The organism is Vibrio sp. STUT-A11, from assembly GCF_026000435.1.
In the GTDB taxonomy this organism is placed as follows: Bacteria; Pseudomonadota; Gammaproteobacteria; order Enterobacterales; family Vibrionaceae; genus Vibrio.
In genome coordinates, this window is sequence record NZ_AP026763.1 from 1,972,994 (window position 1) to 1,998,973 (window position 25,980).

Sequence of the window (25,980 nt, forward strand, 5' to 3'; positions counted from 1 at the left end):
AATTATCGAGTGAAAAGTGAAATCGCTACCTGAGCAATAGCACAATCTTGTTCTACGGTTCCGCCACTAATACCGATGGCACCAAGTAGCTGAGTGTCTTTCCAGATTGGCACCCCACCTCCGATACAACATGCTTTGGGCGTATTTTGTAATCCGTATAAACTTTGGCCTGGCAATATTTTCTCAGCCAAATCTGATGTAGGCGTCTTTAATGCAACCGCTGTCCAGGCCTTTTGTGTTGCCAACTCATGGCTAATCAGAAGCGCATCATCCATGACAAAGAAATACCGCTCTGCCCCAACCTGATCGACAAAGCTGAAAACAATATCAATGCCTACTCTTTCTGCTGCCTGAAAGGCAAATTGCCCGAGTCGCATGATATCCTGCAAACTCAGGTGAGTATTTTTGCCACCGTCACCGAGTGTTATTGCTTGGGTGCTCTGACTCTCTGAAAATGTATTACTCATATTTGGTCCTCACTCGACACACTTCACACGCTTACTGCTCTAAAGAATCAACGATGCCAACAATGGCTGCATCGGTAACAGAATTAGAGTGCGTACTGCTATTACGGGCGGAGCTTCCTGTCGTTACGACAACAATGTCACTATTACCGGCACCGACACAGTCAATGGCAATTTCCGTTTCGCTGGTTGGGTGGTTTTGTTCATCTAAACGCGTGACCATGAGCAACTTATTGCCGTTCAATGATTCATGTTTAGTGGTTGATACAATCGCTCCGGTGACTTTTGCTAAATACATAATGTTTTCCCCTTAATTGATTCTTTCAATAAAGATACGACGACGGGCAATTTCTTCTTTAGCTGACGGCGTAATGATCGTATTTTTTTCAATGAGTAAAGCTTGGTGTTCTGGCAGTAACTTTACGTCTTTTAGCGTTATTAATGAGTAATTCGCAAGAGAAGACACATTAGGCTTGCCAATAAAACGGAAGCCATAATCTTCTACCTTATTTAAATAAGTTGAAAACTGCTCAATTAATGGACTTGCTGCATTTTCCATTATGGTTTGATATTCATGATTTAATGTTGCGGTTATCGGCTTTCGATTTAATAAAGCGTGAAAAGCCCAACTCGTTGCTAAGTTATCTCGAATACATAACGCCAGCTTCGTTAAGCTGTTCATTGATATGGCCGGAAAAAAGAGACCATAATAATCGTCTGATAATTCATCAGGTAAATATGAGTCCATCGAGAACTCAATATCCCCTTCTTGCTGCCAACGTAAAAATACAGATTTGATAACTGAGTTATTAGCGGAATGGGAAAGCGTTACAGCAATACCATAACCTGAACGATATAGTGCTTTAATGCAGTTGAGCGTATCGAGCAATGATTCCTTTTCACTACCAGTTAAAATCACTCGAATCACTTTGGCGCGTTGGCGTTTTTTCTCTAGAATGTCATCAACAATCTGACTGATCATGACGGTTAAGTCTTTCATCTCCATAACGCCTTACTCCGTCGCTTTCATTGCTATCCCTAACGGAGTAACCAGCAATGGCTCAGGAACGGAGAGAGACTCAATACCAGTCACTTTTGTAAACACTTCTGAAAATTGACTGAAGCTGGTTGCGCCACCAACGAGCCATAAACAATCGGCAGTGTTGGTCTGTAACCATAACGAAACCAAACTCGCCATTTTTTCTACCACAGGCCGCACGACAGAAAATACTTGTTGTTCATGCTGTGAGTCTTTCTTCATTGTTTCGGCTTCATCATATTCAAGCCCCATCGCACCCGATAAAACTAATGTCATATGAGAGCCACCCGTCGGTTCATCAGCACTGAAAATGACATCACCTTTATCTAAAATACTCATCCCCGTCGTACCACCACCGACATCGACCACCGCTCCGCTTTCCAGATTTAAAGCACAAGCGGCTGCCACCGGCTCATCGACGACATTGGTTACAATAAACCCTGCAGATTCAACCACATTCACAATGACTTTTACGCTGCCTTCAGAGACACCAGGAGGAATGGCTGTAGCGGCTTTTTCTAATGTGCAGCCTAGCCCTTGTTCAACCTTCTGCTTTAACATCGAAACCACTTGAGTTGCGGTGATGTAATCCACCACTATGCCATCTTTGACAACTTTGGATGGATAACTCGCTCCTGCTACCGGGTTATTGTTGCTATCGACAACCACGATCGCAATATTCGCAGTGCCAAGATCAACACCGACTTTAAATGGCCCCTTTTTCTTCAAACATTTTTCGTCCTTGACCAGTTTGGCGAGCTTTTTTAGTCGTTTGTAAGAAGTTGAATCAGACATGGCTTATCCTACTAGGTAGCGCGTTACACAATCGTTATTTTTCAGGCCAAATGCATTCGCTTCTTCAACGTCAATATGCATTTCCATCACTGCATCGTTGCTCACGCGAACCACAACGTTACGCAGAATTCCGGCACGATCTCCTTGAGTTTCAACATCGATGTCCATGCCGTCTTTGAGACCGAAGGATTCGGCATCTTGTGGAGAAATATGGATGTGTCGCCAAGCTACGATCACGCCATGATCCTTAATAACCTTTCCTCTTGGACCAATAAGTTCGATGCTCGGTGAGCTTTCTAGATCACCTGACATTCTCACGGGCGCTCTCACACCCAGCGCAAAACCATCGGCAATAGAAATTTCTACCTGTGTTTCACTGCGCAATGGGCCAAGTACTCGAACACGTTGGAGTTCACCTTTAGGACCTTTTAGCGTGACCACTTCTTCAGCGGCATATTGCCCTGGTTGCTTCACCGCTTTAAAACGAGTAAGTTCTGAACCAACACCAAACAGCGCATCCATATCTTCTCTGCTCAAATGGACATGTCGATTTGAAATACCAACAGGTACAACTAATTGATTACTTATATTATGCGCTGCCACATTCTGGTTCGGAGATTGAGTAGCCGATTGTCCAAATAACTCTTTCATTATTTGCTGAGTAATTAATTCTGCCTGTTCCCTAATTGCGTCCATAATAGATTTACCATTCTTACAAGAAACTTTCTTAGCCTTACAATAATTTGTAATCAGCCATATTGTTTGCCTTTAATAAGGACTTTTTTGCGAACAAAAATCAGCTGTGACAAAACGATCCAGATCAACCAATTATTTTTGTGAGCAACTTATCAATGTCACTTTCTGAAGGCTTTCTAGGATTAGTTGCCGTGCAAGCATCTGCCAATGTTGCTTCAATAATTGTCTGTCTTACGTTCTCTATTTCATATCGATTTTTGCCAAGCTCGGTTAAGGATGAAGGAATTTGAAACTGTCGGTTTAAATCACGAATAGCCGCCGATAGTTCTTTGGGTGCTAATGACGGAATGTCGACATCGATATTCATTAAACGTCCACACTTATGGTATTTATGCTGAATGTCTGAATCACCCGCTTCAGCGTTGAAGTCGATAATTAAAGGCAATAACATAGCGTTAATCTTGCCGTGCGAGATATGTAAAACGCCTCCCAAAGCATGCGCCATTCCATGAACTAAGCCTAGTCCTGATGCATTGAATGCCATACCAGCCATGCACGATGCATTGTGCATATGTTCCCGAGGCTCAATAGCCGTCTCATTCTCAACGACCTGCGGTAAATAAGTCGCCACTAATTGAATGGCCTTTTCAGCAAGTGCATCACTAAAGTCATTCGCATCAGTAGAAACGACCGCCTCAATTGCATGAGTTAAAACGTCCATACCGGTATCAACAGCAACTGGACGAGGAACACTTAACACTAACTCTGGATCTAATATGGCGGCATCAGGTAATAGATCAGAAGAAACAAGCGGATATTTTTTACCACTGGACGCATCTGAAATAACCGCATACGAAGTTACTTCAGAACCCGACCCACTGGTCGTTGGAATCGCAATCAGTTCAATTTTATTGCCTTGGTAAAGCTCTTCTAACGTCACTTTTATGCCCTTCGCTGCGTCTAACGAAGAACCGCCACCTAAAGCAATGATGACATCAGGCTGAAATGACTTAAGCTGCTGTACACCAGCAATCACAACAGTTGTGTTTGGGTCTGGCTTCACCTCACCAAACACTGAAACCGTCGCATAAGGCATGGCTTTAATAAGTGAACGAGCCTTACCCGAAGAAACCATAAAAGCGTCCGTCACAATAGCGACTTTTTTATCATTTAAACGATCTAAAGACGAAATAGCATTTGTACCAAAGTACACATCAGGTACGGAAAAAAATCGACGAGTCATTAAATTCTCACTTTCCATTGAGCTTTGAGTTATTTTTAATTTAACACCCATCGATATAACTACACTTATAAGAACTTGACTATATCTAGGACAATTTTGCTGTCCAAAGTAGTAGAAAGACAAAAAAATATAGCGTTGTAAAAAGTTAGCGAACGATAAGAGTAAAGAACAAATTATTCATATAAAAAACCATAAATAGACAATATTTTACTCCTAGCCATAGATATACTGAATTGGTGATAATTCAAACACAAATGTTTGGTAATACCCTACCTACTAATTTACAAATTAAGGTTTAATTATGGATAAAAAACTAAGAGGCCAGTGCATTGCTGAGTTCTTTGGCACTGGATTATTTATATTCTTTGGTGCGGGATGTTTATGTGCGACAATTCTGGCTGGTGCTGATTTTGGTCTATGGGAAATCGCGATTGTTTGGGGCTTAGGCATTGCCTTGGCCGTTTATTTAACTGCGGGAATATCCGGGGCGCATTTAAATCCAGCTGTGACGCTTGGTTTATTCTTATTTGCAAGTTTTGAAAAAAGGAAAGTCCTTCCATATATCATTGCCCAAACAGCCGGTGCATTTTTCGGTGCTACCGTTTGTTACTTCATTTACCAAAATTTATTTTCGGACTATGAGGCTGCACATAATATCGTGAGAGGTTCTCAAGAAAGTCTCGCACTAGCAGGTATTTTTACCACTTTTCCTCACCCTTCTATCTCTGTGTTTCATGCTGCAATAGTTGAAATAATCCTTACGGCCACATTAATGTCATTGATATTGTCATTGACTGATGACGGTAACGGCGTACCAAAAGGCGCTTTAGCACCATTGTTGATCGGTATTCTAGTAGCCGTCATTGGTGCAGCTGCCGCACCACTAACAGGCTTCGCCATGAACCCTGCTCGTGACTTTGGACCTAGACTGTTCACTTTCTTTGCTGGATGGGGTGAAATGACACTCACTGGCGCACGAGATATCCCTTATCTGATCGTCCCAATTGTCGCTCCTCTTATCGGTGCATGTATTGGTGGTGCTGGTTATCGCTATTTGATCGACCAATATGTAGCTAAACCATCGAGTGAAGTACAAAATACAGAATCAGAGTCCGCTAGTTGAAATATCTAAACATTGATAATCACAAACATTGATAATTAGCATCTTTCCTATAATGCCCAAGTTTTGAACTGTGTTTTTACTATAAATCTCATTCATAAAGACTTGGGCACACTCAAATATTTCCCTATGATACCTACCCTTTCCGACTTGTCATTTACCTGTCTCATTCGACAGCGGAAAACTACACAGAATAGCAATTACAGTTAGCGTGTTTTCGGGGGTATTTTAGATAGGTATTTGAACGTAATACGGGCTTTGGAATATAGGCAAACTACACTCGCATTTAAAATATCGGACTTTTGAAACTTTAATTTTGAAAGTTAATATGACTCACCCCAATCACAAAGATAATATGTTCATGGGGTGGTTTTACAAGATATAAAAGGAGGAGGATTTAATTGGATGCAGTACGACGGCTTGTTCTTGATTTAGTTCTGTTACTTGTAGTCGCAGCTTTGTTTGCCGTCGGTGTTATAGTTTTAGTTACTTTTTTTGCTGTCGCCGCTTCTGCCTCTTGAGGCGTCGTTACCGCAACGCTTTGATTTTCTGTTTCCGCTTTAGCAGCACTTTCTGACGATACAGACTTCACCTCCTCAGGTTCTACTGATGGTTTTTCTTTTACGACGACCTCTTGCTCTGCTCGCACTTGCTCCGCTTCCTGGACTTTTGTACCAACATTTTCACTAGCAGTAATAACAGATTCTAACCCTTCTGCAGTTCGGGCCAATACCTTATACGCATACACCTCCCCGATACGCGACGCAGCCGCAACACCCGCATCAACAGCGGCTTTGACTGCGCCGACATCACCAACAAGTTTTACCGTGTGCATGCCATTACCTTTGGCGGCTTCATAACCTAGTAGCTCGACGTTTGCTGATTTAATAGCAGCATCTGCAGCTTCGATTGCCGTCGCTAAGCCTATCGTTTCTATTAAGCCTAAGCTTTGGCCAGACATAGACATACCTTTCTCCTTAATATTGAATTAGATTTAATCGGCTGAAGTTATTTATGTTCTACTTCGTAATCGTTCTGATATCGTCGTATCCTCCCAAGGGAAATCGTCTCGGCCAAAGTGGCCATAGCACGCCGTTTTACGATATCGAGGAACCAGTAAATTTAAGTGCTGAATCATTTCATACACGCGAAGATTAAAATGTTCGTTAACGAGCTGATATAGTCGAGAAATTGGTACGGTTTCTGTACCAAAGGTGTTTATTTTCATTGAAATGGGTTCAGAAATACCAATCGCCCACGCAAGCTGGATTTCACATTTTTTAACTAGCTCTGCCGCAACCAGGTTTTTGGCAATATACCTCGCCATATACGCAGCAGAACGATCAACTTTTGACGGATCTTTGCCTGAGAACGCTCCGCCGCCATGACAAGCCGCGCCACCATAAGTATCAACAATGATTTTTCTACCAGTAAGGCCGCAATCTGCAGTTGGACCTCCAATAAGAAACTCTCCAGCTGGGTTAACTAAGAATTGAGTCTTAGGTGTTATCCAAGCAGTCGGAATAACTGGTTTAATAATTTCTTCAATTACAGCCTCGCGCAGATCTTTTAAAGAGATAGAGGGTGAATGTTGTGTTGAAACTAAAATGGTATGGGCTTGCTGTATTCTATTGTGATTGTATTCAAGCGTAATTTGAGCTTTCGCATCGGGAAGTAGAAAAGGCAAAATATTTTCCTTTCTTAATACGGCTTGTCTTTTCATTAATTTGTGTGAATAGCTAATCGTAGCAGGCATTAACTCTGATGTTTCATTGCAAGCATAGCCAAATGTGATGCCTTGGTCACCCGCACCTAATTCTGGAAAATTAGAGCTTCGAATCCCCTCTGCTATATTGCTAGATTGAACGCCAAGTAAGTTGATAACGCCACAGGTATTCCCATCGAATCCAGCTAAAGAGTTATTGTACCCACAGCTTATTATGGTACTTCGAACAATAGATTCCACATCAAGCGTAGCCGATGAGTTTATCTCGCCGGCAACAATAACCACGCCTGACTTTATCAAGCATTCACATGCGACTTTTGCAAAAGGATCTTGGAGTAAAAAAGCATCTAGAATCGCATCAGAGACCTGATCAGCTAATTTATCAGGGTGACCTTCCGAAACGGACTCAGAACTAAATAGGTAGCTTTCCATCATCTATACTTTCACACTATCATTCATTTATATTGATAATATAGATAGATAAATAAACTTTCTTGCCCGTGTAGTGGACTATTTTGTTATAACCTCTCCCTCCAAGAGCAAGATAATGCGATTAACTCCATGTTCATCCTTCAAGTCTACTATGCTTCTCGGTAATCAGAAGGAGATATGCCAATCTCTTTTTTAAAGATTCGACAAAAATAGTTCGAGTCTTTCCATGCAAGTTCTAAAGATATTTTATTTATTTTCAGGTTACTGTATTTTAATAATGAACTTGCAATTGTGAGTTTTCTTTTTGTTATATAGTTAGAAAACCCAATACTCTCGTTCTTTTTAAATGCTCTACTTAAATAGCAAGAACTGACGAATGTTTTTTCTGCAATTTCATCCAAAGTAATATTTTGAAATATGTCTTTTTCAATATGGAATTTGGCTCTGTTTATAAAATCAATACTAGATGGCAGTTTTTTAAGTGAGTTGGTAAAAATAATACCACCAACTTTAAATAAAGAAAAAACAAGTTTAGGGTATAGATCTTCTCTTAACCCAGAGCGGCTTACCTCTTCTGATAATGCGTATAATTTTGAACAACTGGATGAATAATCATCACTTAGAGAGTCAAGATAGGTACATAGTGTATCGATGAAGTGTTTAACATTGTCTCTATCATCAACACCTTCTTTATTTTTTAAGTAACTTTTATTCATTATATTTAATACAAAATCATTCCAAATAGCGTAATTTTTCTGTTCAATAATACTCTCTATAGAAACCTTTATTTCTTTAGACTTTTTAATGATATCTTCATCGAATCCTAATGCCTTTTGAATTGTATCAACTAGAATTTTTTGTCGAACAGGTTTCAACAAGTAATCTTGAATCTGCAAATGGAACATATTATGCAGCATGTCAAAATCATCATTCGCTGTCGTAACAATAACTTTAGCTTCTTTATGTTTAGATCTTAAATACTCAATGACCTCCTTGCCATTTGGAAGAGGAATATTTATATCAACGAGCATCATATCTATATTCTTAACATCATCAATTAATTCAATTGCTTTTTTACCTGTTGATGCTTTATGAATAAAGGCATTGTTGACACATTGTAATACAATTCTCTCAATGGACTCCATCTCAATAAGTTCATCTTCGACTATTATTATATTATACATGAAATCTCTCTTTTATTTATCGACCATTGGGAATCTTAGTGTAATCTTCGTTCCTTGCATTGGCTTATTTGGGCTAGACATTTTAAGCCTATATCTATCGCCATATAACATTTGAGATCTATTTATTATGTTATAGATACCTATGCTGCCATTGTTTGAATTTTTCTCTCCGGTGACAATTTCTTCTATTTTAGTATCACTAATCCCATCGCCGTTATCCTGCAGCTCAATAAACACATCTTCACCATCATCAAACGCGACAATTTCAAGGCGACTAACCGTATCTCTTGGCTCAACAACATAGTTAAAGAAATTCTCCACCAATGGTTGGAGTGTCAAGAAAGGGCATGGGATATTTGAATATTTTTCAGGAATATCGCAGGAGTACTCAAATCGATCGCCCATCCTTACTTCTTGAATCGACATATAGTTTTTAACGTAGTTTATTTCCTGACCTATTGTTATTACACCACGAGAACTTTTCCTTAACAAATATCTCATCATATCTGAGAAATTATGCAGCATAGCCTCTGTTCTTTGAGCTTCCTCCAAATAAGCTAAGCGGCCAATAGTATTGAGTACATTAAACAAAAAGTGTGGCCTTACCTGATAAGAAAGCGCTTTAAACTCGGCTTCACGAAGCGCTCTTTCCATTTCCATACTTTTTTGTAGTTCATTCTTGAGCTCTAACTCTTTGTAATGTAACTCATCTTGTACGATTCTTGAGTGTGCTTGTTCTACCAAATAAGATGCCACATCGAATAAGGTATTTGCTGTCGATACAAACCTCTCGTAACCCATCTTTTTTGATTTATCATACAACGCAGTCAATTCAGCATTATCTTCCCAAACTTTGTTGTTCTCTAAAATATACGGTATTGTGCTTTTGTCACAGTCTTCAACCCTGACTTGACCTGAAATCATCGCGCCCAGATAGTGGCCGTTGACCATAATTGGAACAGCACACTCTACAAAACCACAATAGCAGCGATAAACAACAGGTTTGCCAGTTTGCATCGCGACACGACCACCAGCATCATCACTCTCGTAACATCGCTTTTGCTTTTGTGGATCTTTTCTAGATCGAGCACAGTAATCACAAAAGCCACTAGGTTTAGTTACCGGTTCCCCATAGGCATCAACAACAACCAATGCTATTTCCATTGACTGACTGAAGTTGTTTTGTAATGTTTGTATGCGGTCGATATCTAGGTACTCATGGAGGGTATACTGCATAATTCTCAACACATTTTGATTTGCGATATTGAGGAATTATAAATTTACGAATTGTTCACAACCTGACACAGATCAATCAAGCAATGTATCATTAGTGGTAGATCGCTGTTTTGAGATATTGGTTATGTATTACTGAATTTCTTTTTCCATCGTGGTGGGTAACACTACACCTCACTTTTTTTCTTTTTCATATCGTGCCTCTTGGATGATCCATGAGCACCAAAATGAAAAGGGTAGAACTAAAAGAATGACTACCATCTCGAGTGATTGTTCGAAAATAAAGTCTATCATTGACACTTCATCACTATTTATAGAATGCACGATAAAACGAATAGCGAAGACGACGAATAAAATAGAGATGCTATTAAATAATACATATTGGAGAAAACCTTTGGTTCGCGTTTTTGACCAATACTCAAACTGTGATTTATTCATTTCTAAACATCTTTAGCAACCTGAAATAAAAGACATGCTAGTAAGTTATTAGAAAATCACTACTACAAAATTCCAAATATTCGACCGGGTTAAAAAAGTGATAACTCCGAATAACAACAGATGATTTAAATGATAAAATCAAATATTTATTTTTAATTACATAATCATTTAGTAATTGGAAATATTTGAAGTCCGTCGCATTCCCCACAGACTGAGATAAATCATCCATAAAGGACGAGCTTTTTGACATTCCCACCACCTTGATCACCGTAGTCTTATTTTCAAGCAAGCACGTATGTGCTGACAACATCGACTGAACATTTGTTGTATCAGGCGATGGAATTTAAAAGGATGCGATCAGGTTATGGGTCGCTAAGAAACTATGCTCTTGTTTGTACTTACTTTTTATATGACCATACAAGCATATCATTTATCAATATCTAAAGAATGGTCTTGAGCAAGCGGGATGGTTTTTGAACACGCGAATAGTGACTCCGATTTGGTGGTTTTTAAATAATAAGGTTATACGACGTTTAAGGTATTCCACATGAATGTAAATATTAGTGCCGTTGCTACTGCAGTTTCACTGTCTCTTTTGGCAGGTAATGCTTATTCTTCAGAACAAAATCAACAAAAGACAGAAGTAATACAATCGGTAATCGATACTGTCGCATCTTCGCTTGAAGTTCACATCGCATCAATTGAGCATCAACCAGCTGATACCAAGGCGAAATGTCCCGGAGGATATTGCTATCGCGCTGAGATCACCCTCACAAATAAAGGCAAAAAAGAGATTAGTGGAGACTGGGAAATCTACTTCTCCAACCTTCGCCGTATTTTGGATACAAAATCAGATTTATTCGAAATTACGCACGTGAATGGCGATCTTCATCGAATCGTACCAACCAGCAAATTTAAAGGTCTGAAACCAGGTGGTTCCGTCGCTATTCAGTTTGACGCCGAGCACTGGAAAATCGTCGATTCTGACTACATGCCTCGCTACTACGTGGCAGCACAAGGAGCTGAAGCTCGAGTTATTCCAAATACTATTCCGCAGGAAAGGGATGGCTTAGCCGACTTGTCCGGTTACCTGGATTTGATCAGTACCGCACCCGAAGATGCCAACATGTGGCAACGTTACCCAGAAGACAGCAGCATCATGGCAACCGCTGGAACACGATATGAAAGAAACCTTACGGTAAAAGATCTTGGCTTATCATCCGTCTCTGCCAAAATCATCCCTTCCCCTATCGATATAAAGGTGCATAACAGCAGTGTTAACATCAGCTCCGGGCTAAATTTGAAAATAGAAGAAGATAGCCTGACGGCTGGCCAGCTAGACGCGCTCGAACACCGCTTTAGCCAGCTTGGCGTCACCCCGAATAAAGGTATTCCAGTTGTAATTTCTGTCGACCCTAAACACAAGGCATTTAAAGGAAAGACAAAGCAGGAAGCCTATACCCTGAAGGTGACACCAAAAGAAGTCCGGGTCGTTGGGGCTGATCCAGCAGGCGCATTTTATGGTGTGCAGTCATTAGCAGCACTCATCAAAGTTGGCAGTCCGACTATCGATGAAATCACCATTGATTATGATGCACCACGATTTGAGCACCGAGGTATGCATATAGATGTAGCCCGTAACTTCAAATCAAAAGCTGAGATCATGAAAATTTTGGATCAAATGGCCGCTTATAAAATGAATAAATTTCACTTCCATCTCGCAGACGACGAAGGTTGGCGTCTGGAGATCCCGGGCTTGCCAGAGCTCACCGAGGTTGGCGCGCAACGTTGCCATGATTTAAGTGAACGTCAATGTCTGTTACCACAAGTTGGATCTGGACCAGATATATCAACCTCTGGCTCCGGCTACTACAGCGTTGACGATTATGCGGAAATCTTAGCTTTCGCTTCAGCACGGAATATTCAGGTTATCCCATCTATGGATATGCCGGGCCATGCTCGAGCTGCCGTAAAATCAATGGAAGCACGTTACAATAAATATGCTGAACTTGGTGATATGGATGCGGCTGAAATGTATCTGCTTACTGACAGGCATGATGGCTCAAAATATTTCTCCGTTCAAAACTATACTGACAATACGATCAACCCTTGTATGGAATCGAGCTTTGTCTTCATGGATAAAGTCATTTCTGAGATAGCCAAACAACATAAAGATGCGGGCCAACCTCTGGTTGACTATCATATCGGGGCAGATGAAACCCACGGGGCTTGGGTTGATTCTCCTGTTTGTCGTGCACTGTTTGTCGATCCGACCAATAATATCGATAACGTGGCCGACCTTGGTGGGTATTTCATTGAACGGATCAGTCATATCCTGGAAGCCAAACAACTAAACCTCGCCGCATGGAATGACGGCTTAAAACATGGCAGTTATATGGACCCAACCAAACTTGCTGGTGACGCCTCAGCCTATACCTGGTCTGCCCTATTCTGGGGTGGTGCAAATGAAGCCCACTCCCTCGCCAATGCGGGTTATAACGTTATCTTGTCATTGCCTGAGGTCACCTACTTTGACCACCCATACGAAGCCGACCCAAGAGAACCGGGGAATTATTGGGCAGGACGTTATACCGATACGCAAAAAGTCTTTAATTTTATGCCGGAGAACTTACCAGCCAACGCCGAAACCATGACGGACAGAGACAATAACCCATTCGAAATCCCTGCCAGCACAGTAGCCCTTCAGGATGGTAAGCGCTTTAAAGGCATGCAAGGCCACGTATGGACAGAAATGGTTCGTACTGATGAACAGTTGGATCACCGTGTTTTCCCTCGCATTTTAGGCATTGCAGAGCGAGCATGGTCGAAAGCAGACTGGGAACTGGAGTACGATGCTAGAAAAGCGTATCGAACCAATACCTCTGGATATAAAGGCACCGACCATATGGGTAAGCGGATAGCAAATCGTGATAACGACTGGACCGTATTTGCTAATACTCTGGGTTATAAAGAGTTTGCGAAGCTGGATGCGGCAGGTGTGGCCTATCGCCTTCCGGTACCTGGCGCGAAAATCGATAACAGCGGAAAGTTGTCAATTAATAGCACATTCCCTGGCGTTACCGTTCAATACTCGGTAAATGGCACCAACTGGCAAAACTACGATCGCTCGAATAAGCCAACAGTGAAAGACGGCGTGAAAATACGATCAATAGCCAGCACAGGTCGTACAGGCCGGGAGATTGTTGTTAACTAACCGATATTAGGCTACCTGTTGGTTGATCCCTCAGGTAGCCTTTTACAATGAATATCATTTGATCTTCGGAGGAGATGGATGCGCGTATTAATCGTCGAAGACAGTATTCAAATCGCGGCGAATATTGGTGAATATCTTGAAATAATGGGACACTCGGTAGATTTCTCTTACACAGGACAAGCAGCTCTCGAGTTATTATCCGAGAACCAATTCGACGTGATGATCTTGGATATTATGATGCCTGGCTTAGATGGGCTATCTACGTGCAGGAAAATACGGGAGCAAGGTCGTGAACACCTGCCTATCTTATTCCTCACCGCTTGCGATACGTTGGAAGATAAACTGGCTGGTTTCGCAGCAGGTGGCGATGATTACTTAGTCAAACCATTTGCTATGCAGGAGTTACTGGCAAGGCTCGAGGCGCTAACATTAAGATCCAAAGGTGGCAGAAGTCACGAGATCACTTTTTCCGGTTTAACCCTTTCCACCGAAACAGAACAAGCTTTCTTTCAAAACAATCGGCTAAAGCTGGACCCATTGCTGTTCAAACTATTAAAAACCTTACTGCTGTCCGCTCCCCGCGTCGTGCATAAACAAGATCTTGAATATGAACTTTGGCATGGCGAGACCATCGATAGTAGTGTTCTGAGAACACATATTTATCGGCTGAGAAAGGTTCTCCCTGAAGGATTGCTGGAAACCGTACGAGGAAAGGGTTATCGCCTCAATGAGATTAACTAGTCAGTTTTTTCACAAACGGCTTTATAACCGGGTTTTCGCTTTGATTATGGGGCTGGTCTTATTATTAACCCTTAGCCTTTTACTAATGGCTTGGGTTAACGCGCAACTGCACACAGACAGCCTGGTCAATCAAAAGTTGAATCAGCAAATGCGCTTCTTATTAGATGATTCCATCAAAAAAGGTCGCCTGGTCAAAGTTAATTCTCCGATGTTTTCCAGCTTTGTGGGGTCGGATAAAGGCTTACCACTTTATTTGTCAGGCTTAACAGAACAAGGGGTATTCGAAATTGAACACCCTAAAGTGCACGTGCAAGTGGTCAGTTCTCCCTTTTCTGATGGTTTGCTTTATCTGCTCTATTTCCCTGAGAAAGATCTAGAGCGAAGCCTTTATCAGAGTAGGCTCAAATACTATGTTGTTATCGGCGTAATGGCGTTAATGGGCATAGGACTTATTGCCAGTCTTTACATCACCCGGATTATTGTTAAGCCCATCACCACTCTGCAGAAAAATATTGAATGTGCCAGCCCTGATTCACCTCCTGTCGTGTTGGACCGGCAAGATGAGCTAGGTCAGTTGAGTCGGAGTTTTACTAACGCATTTCAGCGAATACGAGCATTCGTCGAGCGAGAGCACAACTTTACCCGGTTTGCCAGCCATGAGCTAAGAACGCCAGTCACTATTATACAGGGGGCATTGGAAGTCATCGCCTACTCACCGGATCTTGCTAAAGCGCAGCCAGCGTTGAGTAGAATTGAAAGTGCAAATAAAGATATGCAGGCATTAATTCGTACTTTTCTTTCTATTAGCCGAGAGTCCAAAACCGAGCAGGTAGAATTGTTGTCGTTACAAGAAAGTCTGGATTACTGCTTACAACAGTTAAGAACAGGCAAGACTGACATACTGTCGGTTCAATACAGTCTCAATTCAAAATCGGTGAATAAAATACTGGCCCATGTCGTGATACAAAATGTGTTAAGAAACGCCTTTAGTTATAGCGCCAATAGTGTGGCAATAGAATTAAAGTATGATCGACTGGTGGTTTCGAATGACATCGACCCCGACTGCCACTCCGGCTATGGCCACGGCATCGATATTATCAATGCCATATGCGAGAAAGCCGATTGGTTGGCTTTCTATCGATGTAATACCAATAGGTTTAGCTGGCTAATCTATTTTTGATAGTGGTGAAGTAGACATACCACCTAACCCTTTGATATTTAGACAAATAAATTTTGGCACATTACCTGCTATCCTGCTGTAAACACTAGCAGGAGATACGATTATGGAACTTCGTAAAATTGATACAAACGACACTATCGTGACATGGGTGATCAACGGGAACCTTGACGCAGACGGTAGCCGCCAGGCGCAGCCACACATTGATGAGATTTTAGCTGAGCCATCAACTCGAGAAATAGAAATTGACTTCAGCAAAGTTCAGTTTCTTGATTCATCAGGCGTAGGTGCGATCGTCTACCTATATAAACGGCTTGTCGAGAGCCAGAGAAGTATGCGCATTGAAAACGCCTCAGGCCAACCTCTCGATATAATGAATCTGTTGCGTATTAACCAAGCGATTCCAGTTAACTCTCGTAGTTACTAAATAATAACCCCTCAGGAGCAGGCGAAGCTAGAGAAAATCTGTCAGTTCTTCGCCTACCCTGCTGAACCCTATACACAGGAAGAAGCACTACAGTCACTGATCCACCGTGTTTATAGCGAAATTCCAGTGATTCAAACGCAATTGGGCAAATGCAGTAAGTGCGGAGAACAGCTCCCAGAAGGATGCGCAAAGCTAAGCGAAGGCGGTTTGTTTAAAGGTGACGCGACTTGCTGGCACACCGCTAATCGAGTTCGTATTTATCAACCTTCGGAGAAAGACAATGAAAGCAGACCAAGTGGCAGTTAAGGCCAAGGAAGAATTTGACGACATGGTAGATGAAACCGCGCTGAGTGATTACGCAGTCAACGAAGTCGACCTTGGAGAGATTGAAATCAACGGCAAGAAAATGACTGTCTATTTAGGCATTCGCCAGAACTAACTAACGGCCAACCATTACTGGAATTAAGGAACTGTGTGCAATGAACTACTCTGACTTTAACCAATCACCAATGAACTTCACCTACTCTGCTCCTGCTTTCGTCCGTGAGTCAGCGAAACAAACAGAAAAGCCTGTCTATGACGCAGAGCGTTACCCAGAATCTTCCAACAAGATCATGTGCCACCAAGAGGTATTAGATTTCTTCAATAAGAAACGAACCACCATTATCGCATGGCGTAAGAACCGCAACTTCCCAGAGCCAATTAGCAAATCACCGCTGCGTTGGATACGCGCAGCGGTGATGGAATGGGTCGAGCATGAAGGCGGGTTTAAAGTTAGCTAATGTTGATCAAGATCGGTTCTTTCCCATTCTTTCTAAGAAAATAAGACTGTAATCACTAAACAGTACACGTAACTATTTTATTCCCTTACATTTTGTCATAAATTAAATTCCACTATTTGCTATAAAACTAATGGAATAAAAATGGGTGTAGTACAACAATTCTATGGGTCTGGTGTAAAAGCTATCCAACACATCATAGAAACTCGAATCCAAACAGGGAAATCCAGCTTCCAACGTTTGGATGAAGATAAACATGTTCCCTTTGTTGTCCCAGCCATAACGTGGGATAACGATACTAAACAAGGCTCTTTAAACAACGATCATTGGTGCTTTAAGGTTGGTTATGGTTTCAGAGAAGCTCTCGACCTACGCCTCATAGAGCGAAAAAGAAATAAGACGATTGTTAACCTTTGGAGCCAAGGTTGCATTATCTCCTTTCAAGAAGGAGACTTAATTGATTCTCGATGTGGGAAACGAGCAGTCCAAGTGACGTTTGCTTCACCTATGGGTTGGGACGAAGCAAAAAATGAAATGTTCTACGGTAGCGTCACTTATAAGGAACTGGATTTAGTTAACAACTCATCAACGGTTCACACCCTAAATCAACTCGAATTTTTAAACATGTTGATTGAGGGGTGATAGATGCAAGAGATGACTGTTTTTGAACTCTTAGGAATTAAGTCCGGCGATGCGATAACTGTTGATAATCCTCATTCAGATCAAGGGCCAAGAGAAGTGATTCCCCTTGCATTGTCTAGAAATGGAATATCTATTCGTGCGATTGATTGTCGCCACGGGGATATTCGCTACGTTAGTGCTGAATGGACGATTTTCATGTCCGATGGTGAAACGTTAGAGCTGCAAGATTTTCCTTATATCGCTCAAAAAATGGACGAGTTTTATTCAGGTAAAATCAAACCAAAAGAAGTTAATAAAGAAATCTGTTTAGACGAAATTGAGCGTGAGTTTGCTTCTATAAATGAAGTATTAGACACACTAAATATCGACGGTTTGAAAGTAGCTATTACAGGAACTCTACCACTCCCACGCTCGGAAGCTAAAGCTCTACTTGAAAGTAAAGGGGCCATCGTGGGCGGTTCTGTAAACAAACACACTTCGTTCTTGTTCATGGGCAATACGGGGCGTTATGAGATTACCGAAAAGATGAATAAGGCACATAACCTAGGCGTAAAAATTATTACAATATAGTCCCTGCTTAAGGTGAGCAACGCATTGTAAGAGTAACATGCGTTGCGATTCACTCTTGAAAAGTTCTCTATTTTTATGATGCCAAATCTTCTTTTATGTCCAACCAAGCTTTTTCAAGTACTTTCTGACACTGCTCCTCTAACGCCTGACAAAAAACACTAGTATCGGCAACAGTTTCTAGCTCAGGCTTCCCCATATTATCAATTACGTCATTGATGAGACTCTTAAGTATGAGTGTATATTCTTTGTTGGTATCCAACATCAAGATAATTTTAGTTTTATAGAAGAACAAGTCCTGATAGTGTTCGCCCGCCTCACCTGTCAAATGATAATCTTTCGCCACTTTACTACGGACCGCAACAATGTGAGCAATTGATACGAATTTAGACATATTTTCACGTAGTTCTGCTAGCCATTGCTGCCGTAGTTCTGCTACTTTTTCTTTGCTTTGACTTTGTTGGTTTCTGCGACTGATTTTTACGACCGCAATTGAAGTCAAAATGCTTCCTAGACCAATTAATCCAGTAACTAATATTGATGGCCAGTCAGGGCTCATTGACAAGAGTATATGTTCACTACCACTACTCAAAATCAACTTTTCAGCGCTCACGCTTACTCCTTAGTAAATTAAGAATATCCACGATTTGTTAAGTAATGTAATACCACAATACACAAGCCGCCTTACCCACTAAAATCGACGCATATTAGAAATACCACGCGTTACGAATCTCTCTTGAACAGTTTGTTAAATTATGAATATTCCTCGTAATCATCGTAGTCGTCCGGATCTGGCTCTTCGGGACATCCGGACCATTCCGAACACACATCATTGAGTTTACTAACTAGCTTATCAATTACTGAGTCTTTCACATACCCACCAAATTCTGAAATTAGTTCTTCTTCTGCATCATAAGGACCACCCCAGATATATTGATATCCCCCCTCTCTACTTTCAAAAGGACATACATCTGCAGGGTCAGCATAAATCGAGTAGAACCACATTTCCATTTCAACTAGTGCTTCCTCGTTGCTCCAGTTACTGTAGGTAGTTTCTTTGCGCTTTTCTTGCACCTTTCTAGCAGTTTCAAGAAAATTCTTCAGGAAAGCCTTACGCCATTTTTCTGCATTTACTGTTTCTTGAATGAGTTCTTTTTGAACACTAAACAACTCAAGTAATTTCGACAATCGCACAATGTGAAGAGTACATCCGTCTGTATCTCTTCTGAATTCGTCGATTAGCTCAAACCTAGGTAGGAATTCACTTCCGTTAGACTGATTCCACCAATCCGGTTTCACATCTTCAGTTACAAAAATTATATCTTTTACTTTGTCACGACCTAATTTTGTAAGTGAAAGCCAAATTGCTAGGTCACCAACTCCACCGTCATCTTTCTTTGCATCTTTATAACCAGGTGGAATCTGCAACTTAAAGCGTCGTTCAAGCTCTGCAACTAATTCATCATTACTTTTTTCATGATCAATAAACACTTTTTCTTCAAATAACTCTGAGTACATAGAGCTAACTGGATCCCCCCATTCCCATGACCTTATTGTGCTTGCCAATTTGCTGATGGAAGAATAAAACTCTTTCTCGGCTTCTAATAATTTCTCATATTTTTTATCAAGCTCTTGTTTTTCATCTAAACTCTCTAGTATAGGGTATTTTAACTCATTCTTAGTTTTCCCCTTTTTCTGGCTCAATACCGAATTATAAATTTCGCCTAGTTTTTTATTACGATTGTTAGCAAATTCTCTAGCCACTCGATTAGGTATAAATAAACGCTCACTATCGATAAGACTTTTATACAAGTCTTTGAGTAAGCTTAGACTCTCGTTTCTCATAGAGTAAGGTAGAAGAAGCACATTTGTATCAAAAACAATAAGCGCATTATCATAACACTCGTTAAGTTTTTTATATTTTGCAGAAAAGAGCCCTGATGCATCAGGAAAAATCTCTTCTAACACAAATATGTTTTTTTCGTTTTTGTTATCAGTCATTTTTCACCAATATCTAATAATAATTTAACGCTAAGCTAAGTGGCTGCAAACAGCACCAAACCCAAATTAACCACGGTAATCACATTCCCAAATTGAACCAAAACCGCCACAGGTTTGCAGTCCGACTTAAGCGCCTTGTTAGGTATTTTAATGAAGGAGCTCAGGATGCTTTGACAAATAATCCCATGCCCAAGGCTGGATATTAAAAGGAAAAACATCGTGATAATGTGCCAAGTTGGAAGCTCTGCGAATAATCCGAGCTGACTCGAGTTCGTTGGCTACACCATCCGAGTAATTTAAAGAGATAGTTCGCGTATTTTGATTTATATACTGTAATAAAACTTCTTTCTCACCCACTGTCAGTTGATGAAGCCTTTTTTGGTAACCCTTGAGATTAAAGTACCAAGTAACACGCTGTGCTACAAAGCCGTAAACAGGGAAAACTATCTCCGCTGCTAAAATAGCAACTGAAACTAACCATACTAAACCAATCCAAATTTGCCACGAACCAATTGCCTCTGAAACACCAAGTTTTCCTAGAACTTCATCGTTAGAAAACAGCAAAATACTTGTAATGACACTCAGTATAAATGCCTGTTTACCTGACAACTTTACCCAGTCAATTATTTGCTTGGGATCAAACATAGATCCTCCAAATACCTAACGCTTATTAAGTGGCTCGGAGCCGTATTTTCTTCCATTATCATGCCGCCTTTTATTAAGAGCTTCAAAGCATAATCAGCGAGTTAGTGATCTATCCTACTAATTGGTCAGCAATAAGCATACTAGGTCACAGCAACTTTTTCATGTTCCAGTTCTTTTTGCACTTGGGCAAACAACGCTTCTGCGAACTTCTCGTATGCTTCTTTTTGGTCTGATAGCCAGTCGTGCTTGTTGTAGATTGCCATTACGCCTACCAGCTCATGCCCGAGCATTTTTTCGGTTACGTGTGGCATGGTGCCCAGTTCTGAACAAGTGGTAGAAATACTGCGGCGGAAGTCGTGAGTTCGCCAGTGAGGTAGGTTCAGGTTATCGCGTAACCTTCTTATGTAGCGGTTTGCTGCGGATATAGTGATGGGTTTATGAAGGGATGCACCAGGGAAAAGGTATTCATCATAGATGTTCATCAACCTTTCTAGCATCGGTTTGATGTGTTTAGGGATGGGTCTGCGAATGGTGTTACCCATTTTGCTTAGTTCTGGTGGTACCGTCCAAATGTCGTTGACCATATCGAAATGTTCACGCTTGGCCAAGCGAAGCTCTGATAATCGGTTACCCCATAACATTGTTATAAGGTGCAGGTTCTTGGTCGTTGTTCCTGCTTTGCTGCGTTCTATGGCTATCCAAACTTTGGCAAGTTCAGGGAGCGATAACACTCGGTCACCGGCTTTGGCCGACTGACCGACATCTTGTTGTCTGATCTTTTCAAAGTGCGTCCCATCGATAAGGAACTTGGATTTACAGAAGTTAAGACAAGCGCGCATTTTGGAAAACGCTGAGTTGGCCGTCTTTGGGTTCTTCTTAGCGATTTCATCGAACCAACACATCCATTCTCGTGCAGAGATCTTCTCTACATCGACATCAGGAAAGGCATTGTAAAAGTAGTTGTTCGCCACTGAACGGTAGAGTGTCTGCGTCCCCTCTTTTTGAGTCGAGACTTTGTGCTCAAACCAATAATCCAAACAATCTTTTAGGGTGAGAAAGTCAGTATCACCAGTAAGGGCAATCTCTGGGTTTCTCCCCTCTTCTTTAAGCTCAAGCATCCTTTTATGGATTTGCCTTGCATTCTTGAGGGTGGTTATCGGATACTTGCCTATACGGATGCGTTTGTTTTTGCCATTAAACCTGCAGCGGTATTGGAAAGTGATGTTTGCTTTGGGCGATATCTTCGCTACTAAACCTTCACCGTCGTTCAGTTCTGCCGGGCCGCTATATTCGCTTAGCTTTGTAATAGCCTTTAGCTGCTTGTCTGTAATACTCAAGTTGTCTACCTTAAAAATTAGGACGCAGCACTTACAAAATTTGGACACATATTTGGACGCAAGTGCAAATGTGAAACGCGTAAAATCCATAAAAACCTAATGAAAAGATAGCACAATGAACAACGCTAATCGACTGATAAACAAGGATAGTTTTGAAGAACAACGAACAAAAAAAGAATCCTATGAATAATTCAGAACAGCCGACCTTCTTCTTCTTTGACTACGAAACTTGGGGTACAAACCCTGCAAAAGATCGTCCGAGTCAATTCGCTGGTGTTCGCACAGATGAAAATTTCAATATCATCGGCGAGCCTTTAGTGATGTATTGCCAGCCACCTGCTGATTACCTTCCTTCTCCTGAAGCAGCATTGATTACCGGGATTACTCCGCAAAAGGCGGTTCAGGAAGGCCTGCCTGAGCCTGAGTTCATTGCCAAAATTCATGCCGAGTTGTCTAAGCCAAATACCACCAGTTTGGGTTACAACAGTATTCGTTTTGATGATGAAGTCACGCGTTACACCTGTTACCGCAACTTTATAGATCCGTATGCGTGGAGTTGGCAGAACGGCAATTCGCGCTGGGATTTACTTGATGTGCTGCGCGCTTGTCATGCCCTTCGACCAGAAGGCGTTGAGTGGCCAGAAAATGAAGATGGGTTTACCAGCTTCAAACTCGAGCATCTGTCTGTTAAAAATGGTATTGAACACAGCAATGCGCACGATGCCATGGCTGACGTTATCGCAACGATTGAGATGGCGAAGAAAGTGAAAGCTGCTCAGCCTAAGTTGTTTGATTACTTCTTCTCAATGCGTCAAAAACGTAAGCTCAATGAATTGGTTGATATCGTCAACATGACGCCTCTGATGCACGTTTCTGGCATGTTAGGACGCGAGTGTCAGTACACCAGCTGGATTGTGCCTGTTGCCTGGCATCCGACAAACAACAACGCCGTTATCACGATTGATTTAGCCAAAGATCCACAACCAATCCTAGAGCTGTCTGCAGAAGAGCTGCACGAAAGGTTGTACACCAAGCGAGAAGATCTCGGTGATTTGCTGCCTGTGCCAGTTAAACTTGTTCACTTGAATAAGTGCCCAATTCTGGCACCTGCGAAGACGCTGACCGCTGAAAACGCAGAGTCTATCGGTATTGACCGTCAACAGTGTTTGAACAACCTGGCTTTGTTACGTCAGCATCCAGAGATTCGTGAAAAACTGATCAGCCTGTTTTCTGTTGAGCGTACATTTGAAAAAAGTGATGATGTGGATACTCAGCTTTACGATGGGTTCTTCTCACCTGCGGATCGCGCTGCAATGGATATTATTCGTGAAACCGATCCGAACAATTTGGCGGCGCTCGATATTGAATTCGATGACAAACGCATTAAACCACTGTTGTTCCGTTACCGTGCTCGAAACTTCCCTGGCACGCTAGACGAACAGGAACAAAGACGTTGGGCACAGCACTGCCGTGAAGTGTTTGAAAGCCAAATCGAAGAGTATATGCTGAATTTAGAAAACTTAGTTCACGAACATGAAAGTGACGAAAAGAAAATAGCACTATTAAAATCCGTTTATCGTTACGTCGAGAGCCTAGCCTCTTAATTTCTTACTTAAACAAGGGCACCGTATGGTGCACTTGTCGTTTTTATATGCTGCCAAAATGATAAAAAATCGATTATTACAACTGACCCAATTGCTCGTTTCCCTCTTTCTCATCATGGGAGCACTTGGGATTGGAGTTACTATTCAAAGATTTACTGACACTTCCGTCCCAGGCAGTGTTATCGGCATGATCCTGTTGTTCCTTTCTATGGCAACCGGACTTGTCAAAGTTGAGTGGGTGAAAACTGGCGCAACTCTGTTTATTCGCTACATGATCTTATTGTTCGTTCCAGTTAGTGTTGGCCTGATGGATCACTTCGACATGCTTTTCGCCAACGCACTACCCATTCTTGCCAGTGCGGTCGGCGGCACATTGATTGTGCTGGTGAGTCTCGCATGGCTGCTGGATTATTTGCTAAAGGAGAAACACTAATATGTGGATTTTACTCACTATTGTTGTTTTCCTTGTTGCACGTCAGATTGCGATTAAAGCGAACCACCCAATTGTTAACCCACTGCTTATTTGTATTGCGGTCATTATTCCGTTGTTGACCTACTTGAACGTGCCGTTTGACACTTACTACGCCGACAACGAAGTGTTTAGTTTCCTGCTACAACCAGCCGTTGTGGCGCTAGCTTACCCGTTATATGAGCAGCTTCCTCAGATCAGAGCAAACTGGCGCATCATTACCTTCGCTTGTGTTCTGGGCAGTGTTATGTCGATGATGACGGCAACTCTCATCGCCGTCGCTTTTCACACCGAGTTAAGTTTGATCGCGAGCTTGGTTGGTAAATCAGTGACCACCCCTATTGCGATGGAAATCTCCAGCCATCTTGGTGGTGAAGCGGCAGTTGCAGCGATTTTAGTACTTCTGGTTGGCTTATTGGGTGCGATTGTGGCTTACCCTATCTACAACCTGATTGGGATTAAACATCCTATTGCCCGCGGTTTAACCATGGGTACGGTGTCCCACGCACTGGGTACTGCGACGTGTGTTGAGAAACAACCAGCAGACGCAGCATTCTCGTCTTTGGCATTAGTGTTGTGCGGTATTATTACGTCGGTTCTGGCTCCGAGCTTTTTTGCACTAGCTGTCTGGTTATATCAATAAGAAATGCTTTTCGGCCTGCCTATTATCTGGGCAGGTCATCCTCTATTCTCTCCTACTCTCCTTCTAAAGATTGAAGTCCATTCACAACCTAGGCAACCTCTTGTGGAATAAATAGAAGCGACTCTCAACTACCCATTACTTGTCGATATGAGTGTGAGTTAATATATTTAAGAGATCGAAGTAACATTCAACGCCTGTGCAATCGAATACATGTGTGACCTCACTCTAAATATGTAACGTGAATTTTAGTTACATCATTTAATGTGATCTAAAGCACGGTACGTTTCTCCACTTTGCATAGAATAACTGTCCATGCAATAACAAGGATTCAACATGAAAAGTCGCATTGAACAAGCGCTAGCAAGCGCACCAGAAGCACTTTCAAACCAACTTGCTCCTATCATTTTAGCCGACGATTTTGATGCTACTCTTTCAGTACAGCAGTTTGAGCAGTTACTGTCTGCTACCGCTCTATCTGACAAAGAGCTGCGTGTTGCTCTGCTTCCTTTTGCCGCTGCTTATTCTTACGCGCCTATTTCTGAGTTTTATGTTGGTGCCATTGTTCGCGGGCTTTCAGGCCGTCTCTACTTCGGCGCAAACATGGAGTTCCTTGGTGTTCAACTTGGTCAAACTGTTCACGCAGAACAATCTGCAATCAGCCACGCCTGGATGAAGGGCGAACGCGGTGTTAAAGACATCACGATTAACTTTAGTCCTTGTGGCCACTGTCGTCAGTTCATGAACGAGCTGTCTACAGCGAAAGAGTTAAAAGTCCAATTGCCAGAGCGTGAAGAAAAATCGTTACATGAATATCTGCCTGAAGCATTTGGCCCGGCCGATTTGGGTATCAAATCTGGCTTAATGGCTGAAGTTAAGCATCAATTCGAATGTGAAGATAACGATGTGCTAATTCTAAAAGCCGTCGATGCGATGAACATGAGCCATGCCCCTTACACTAATAACCTCAGTGGCTTGGCGTTAGAGCTTGCTGATGGTCGCGTTTTCCAAGGCGCTTATGCAGAGAATGCGGCGTTTAACCCTAGCCTTCCTCCTCTTCAAGTTGCTTTGATTCAGGTACTACTGGCGGGTGAAACCTTTGATAACATCAAAGCGGCCGCTTTAGTGGAGAATTCAGAAGGTAAGATCAGTCATCTTGCTGATACGCAATCAACGTTAGAAGCGTTGAATCCCGACATTCCACTAAGTTTCGTTAACGTGTAATTTACATAATGATGTCGCTGAAAGCTCTACATGATGTAGAGCTTTTTTATTAGCAAAAAACCACACGCAAACGTTTGCTTTACGGTAAAAATTCAGTATGATCCCCTGCAAATTCTGTCTCATCACTTTATTTTGTAAGGGAA

The 25,980-nt window shown here is 41.8% G+C and carries 26 protein-coding genes and 2 pseudogenes; 14 read left to right on the forward strand and 14 right to left on the reverse strand.

Going from position 1 to position 25,980, the window contains the following annotated elements:
• Window positions 1-2: 2 nt before the first annotated feature.
• The 6 genes from OO774_RS09325 to OO774_RS09350 all read right to left on the reverse strand — a co-directional run bounded on the left by OO774_RS09325 (window position 3) and on the right by OO774_RS09350 (window position 4,288).
• On the reverse strand, window positions 3-467 hold the full coding sequence (locus OO774_RS09325) for a heme-binding protein (protein WP_264901793.1): 465 nt from the start codon (window positions 465-467) through the stop codon (window positions 3-5).
• A gap of 31 nt (window positions 468-498) precedes the next feature.
• Window positions 499-762, reverse strand: a complete 264-nt coding sequence (locus tag OO774_RS09330) for a EutN/CcmL family microcompartment protein (RefSeq protein ID WP_264901795.1) — start codon at window positions 760-762, stop codon at window positions 499-501.
• A 12-nt stretch (window positions 763-774) separates the two neighbouring features.
• Window positions 775-1,470, reverse strand: a complete 696-nt coding sequence (locus OO774_RS09335) for a flavoprotein (protein WP_264901798.1) — start codon at window positions 1,468-1,470, stop codon at window positions 775-777.
• A 6-nt stretch (window positions 1,471-1,476) separates the two neighbouring features.
• A complete protein-coding gene (eutJ, locus tag OO774_RS09340) occupies window positions 1,477-2,298 on the reverse strand; it encodes an ethanolamine utilization protein EutJ (protein WP_264901801.1) in 822 nt (273 codons plus the stop codon).
• Window positions 2,299-2,301: 3 nt separating this feature from the next.
• Window positions 2,302-2,994 carry a phosphate propanoyltransferase gene (locus tag OO774_RS09345; RefSeq protein WP_264901803.1) on the reverse strand — a complete coding sequence of 231 codons (693 nt, stop codon included), beginning with the start codon at window positions 2,992-2,994 and terminating at the stop codon, window positions 2,302-2,304.
• Window positions 2,995-3,118: 124 nt separating this feature from the next.
• Entirely contained in the window at window positions 3,119-4,288 is a 1,170-nt protein-coding gene (locus OO774_RS09350) for a 1-propanol dehydrogenase PduQ (protein WP_269469168.1), read from the reverse strand.
• Window positions 4,289-4,538: 250 nt separating this feature from the next.
• Between OO774_RS09350 and OO774_RS09355 the strand changes: the two genes are divergently transcribed.
• Window positions 4,539-5,360, forward strand: coding sequence for an MIP/aquaporin family protein (locus tag OO774_RS09355; protein WP_264901805.1), 822 nt, complete (start codon window positions 4,539-4,541; stop codon window positions 5,358-5,360).
• A 718-nt stretch (window positions 5,361-6,078) separates the two neighbouring features.
• On the opposite strand, the pseudogene OO774_RS09360 reads toward OO774_RS09355, so the two are convergent.
• The 4 genes and pseudogenes from OO774_RS09360 to OO774_RS09375 form a co-directional block, all read right to left on the reverse strand.
• A pseudogene (locus OO774_RS09360) lies at window positions 6,079-6,318 on the reverse strand (BMC domain-containing protein); the annotation flags it as partial.
• A gap of 51 nt (window positions 6,319-6,369) precedes the next feature.
• Window positions 6,370-7,518 (reverse strand): methionine adenosyltransferase, encoded by a 1,149-nt coding sequence (metK, locus tag OO774_RS09365; protein WP_269469169.1) that lies wholly within the window; start codon window positions 7,516-7,518, stop codon window positions 6,370-6,372.
• Between the two features lie 146 nt (window positions 7,519-7,664).
• Window positions 7,665-8,699, reverse strand: coding sequence for a response regulator (locus OO774_RS09370; RefSeq protein ID WP_264901806.1), 1,035 nt, complete (start codon window positions 8,697-8,699; stop codon window positions 7,665-7,667).
• A gap of 12 nt (window positions 8,700-8,711) precedes the next feature.
• Window positions 8,712-9,935, reverse strand: coding sequence for a PocR ligand-binding domain-containing protein (locus tag OO774_RS09375; RefSeq protein ID WP_264901807.1), 1,224 nt, complete (start codon window positions 9,933-9,935; stop codon window positions 8,712-8,714).
• Between the two features lie 982 nt (window positions 9,936-10,917).
• On the opposite strand from OO774_RS09375, the gene OO774_RS09380 reads away from it, so the two are divergent.
• From OO774_RS09380 to OO774_RS09420, 9 genes and pseudogenes are all read left to right on the forward strand, one after another.
• A complete protein-coding gene (locus tag OO774_RS09380; RefSeq protein ID WP_264901809.1) occupies window positions 10,918-13,584 on the forward strand; it encodes a beta-N-acetylhexosaminidase in 2,667 nt (888 codons plus the stop codon).
• A gap of 78 nt (window positions 13,585-13,662) precedes the next feature.
• Window positions 13,663-14,325: a response regulator transcription factor gene (locus tag OO774_RS09385; RefSeq protein WP_264901811.1), complete on the forward strand. Its 663-nt coding sequence runs from the start codon at window positions 13,663-13,665 to the stop codon at window positions 14,323-14,325.
• An 85-nt stretch (window positions 14,326-14,410) separates the two neighbouring features.
• On the forward strand, window positions 14,411-15,505 hold the full coding sequence (locus tag OO774_RS09390) for a HAMP domain-containing sensor histidine kinase (protein WP_264901813.1): 1,095 nt from the start codon (window positions 14,411-14,413) through the stop codon (window positions 15,503-15,505).
• A gap of 103 nt (window positions 15,506-15,608) precedes the next feature.
• Window positions 15,609-15,929 (forward strand): STAS domain-containing protein, encoded by a 321-nt coding sequence (locus OO774_RS09395; protein ID WP_264901814.1) that lies wholly within the window; start codon window positions 15,609-15,611, stop codon window positions 15,927-15,929.
• Window positions 15,930-15,932: 3 nt separating this feature from the next.
• Window positions 15,933-16,235, forward strand: a pseudogene (locus OO774_RS09400) (hypothetical protein); the annotation flags it as partial.
• Window positions 16,210-16,368: a hypothetical protein gene (locus tag OO774_RS09405; RefSeq protein ID WP_020333055.1), complete on the forward strand. Its 159-nt coding sequence runs from the start codon at window positions 16,210-16,212 to the stop codon at window positions 16,366-16,368. The pseudogene OO774_RS09400 and the gene OO774_RS09405, both read left to right, overlap by 26 nt.
• Window positions 16,369-16,408: 40 nt before the next feature.
• Window positions 16,409-16,711, forward strand: a complete 303-nt coding sequence (locus tag OO774_RS09410; RefSeq protein ID WP_264901817.1) for a hypothetical protein — start codon at window positions 16,409-16,411, stop codon at window positions 16,709-16,711.
• 141 nt (window positions 16,712-16,852) lie between these two features.
• Window positions 16,853-17,350 (forward strand): hypothetical protein, encoded by a 498-nt coding sequence (locus OO774_RS09415; protein WP_264901818.1) that lies wholly within the window; start codon window positions 16,853-16,855, stop codon window positions 17,348-17,350.
• 3 nt (window positions 17,351-17,353) lie between these two features.
• Window positions 17,354-17,920, forward strand: coding sequence for a BRCT domain-containing protein (locus OO774_RS09420; protein ID WP_264901819.1), 567 nt, complete (start codon window positions 17,354-17,356; stop codon window positions 17,918-17,920).
• A 73-nt stretch (window positions 17,921-17,993) separates the two neighbouring features.
• Here OO774_RS09420 and OO774_RS09425 read toward each other — a convergent pair whose 3' ends face one another.
• The 4 genes from OO774_RS09425 to OO774_RS09440 all read right to left on the reverse strand — a co-directional run bounded on the left by OO774_RS09425 (window position 17,994) and on the right by OO774_RS09440 (window position 21,900).
• Window positions 17,994-18,530: a hypothetical protein gene (locus OO774_RS09425; protein WP_264901820.1), complete on the reverse strand. Its 537-nt coding sequence runs from the start codon at window positions 18,528-18,530 to the stop codon at window positions 17,994-17,996.
• Between the two features lie 140 nt (window positions 18,531-18,670).
• A complete protein-coding gene (locus tag OO774_RS09430; RefSeq protein WP_264901822.1) occupies window positions 18,671-19,918 on the reverse strand; it encodes a PIN domain-containing protein in 1,248 nt (415 codons plus the stop codon).
• Between the two features lie 147 nt (window positions 19,919-20,065).
• On the reverse strand, window positions 20,066-20,563 hold the full coding sequence (locus OO774_RS09435; RefSeq protein WP_264901823.1) for a superinfection exclusion B family protein: 498 nt from the start codon (window positions 20,561-20,563) through the stop codon (window positions 20,066-20,068).
• A gap of 140 nt (window positions 20,564-20,703) precedes the next feature.
• Entirely contained in the window at window positions 20,704-21,900 is a 1,197-nt protein-coding gene (locus OO774_RS09440) for a site-specific integrase (protein ID WP_264901825.1), read from the reverse strand.
• Between the two features lie 182 nt (window positions 21,901-22,082).
• Here OO774_RS09440 and sbcB point away from each other — a divergent pair, with 182 nt between their 5' ends.
• The 4 genes from sbcB (at window position 22,083) to cdd (ending at window position 25,837) form a co-directional block, all read left to right on the forward strand.
• Window positions 22,083-23,504 (forward strand): exodeoxyribonuclease I, encoded by a 1,422-nt coding sequence (gene sbcB / locus OO774_RS09445; protein WP_264901827.1) that lies wholly within the window; start codon window positions 22,083-22,085, stop codon window positions 23,502-23,504.
• A gap of 58 nt (window positions 23,505-23,562) precedes the next feature.
• A complete protein-coding gene (locus OO774_RS09450) occupies window positions 23,563-23,937 on the forward strand; it encodes a CidA/LrgA family protein (protein ID WP_264906098.1) in 375 nt (124 codons plus the stop codon).
• A gap of 1 nt (window position 23,938) precedes the next feature.
• Window positions 23,939-24,616 (forward strand): LrgB family protein, encoded by a 678-nt coding sequence (locus tag OO774_RS09455; protein ID WP_014231625.1) that lies wholly within the window; start codon window positions 23,939-23,941, stop codon window positions 24,614-24,616.
• A gap of 333 nt (window positions 24,617-24,949) precedes the next feature.
• On the forward strand, window positions 24,950-25,837 hold the full coding sequence (gene cdd / locus OO774_RS09460; protein ID WP_264901832.1) for a cytidine deaminase: 888 nt from the start codon (window positions 24,950-24,952) through the stop codon (window positions 25,835-25,837).
• The last annotated feature ends 143 nt before the right edge of the window (window positions 25,838-25,980 follow it).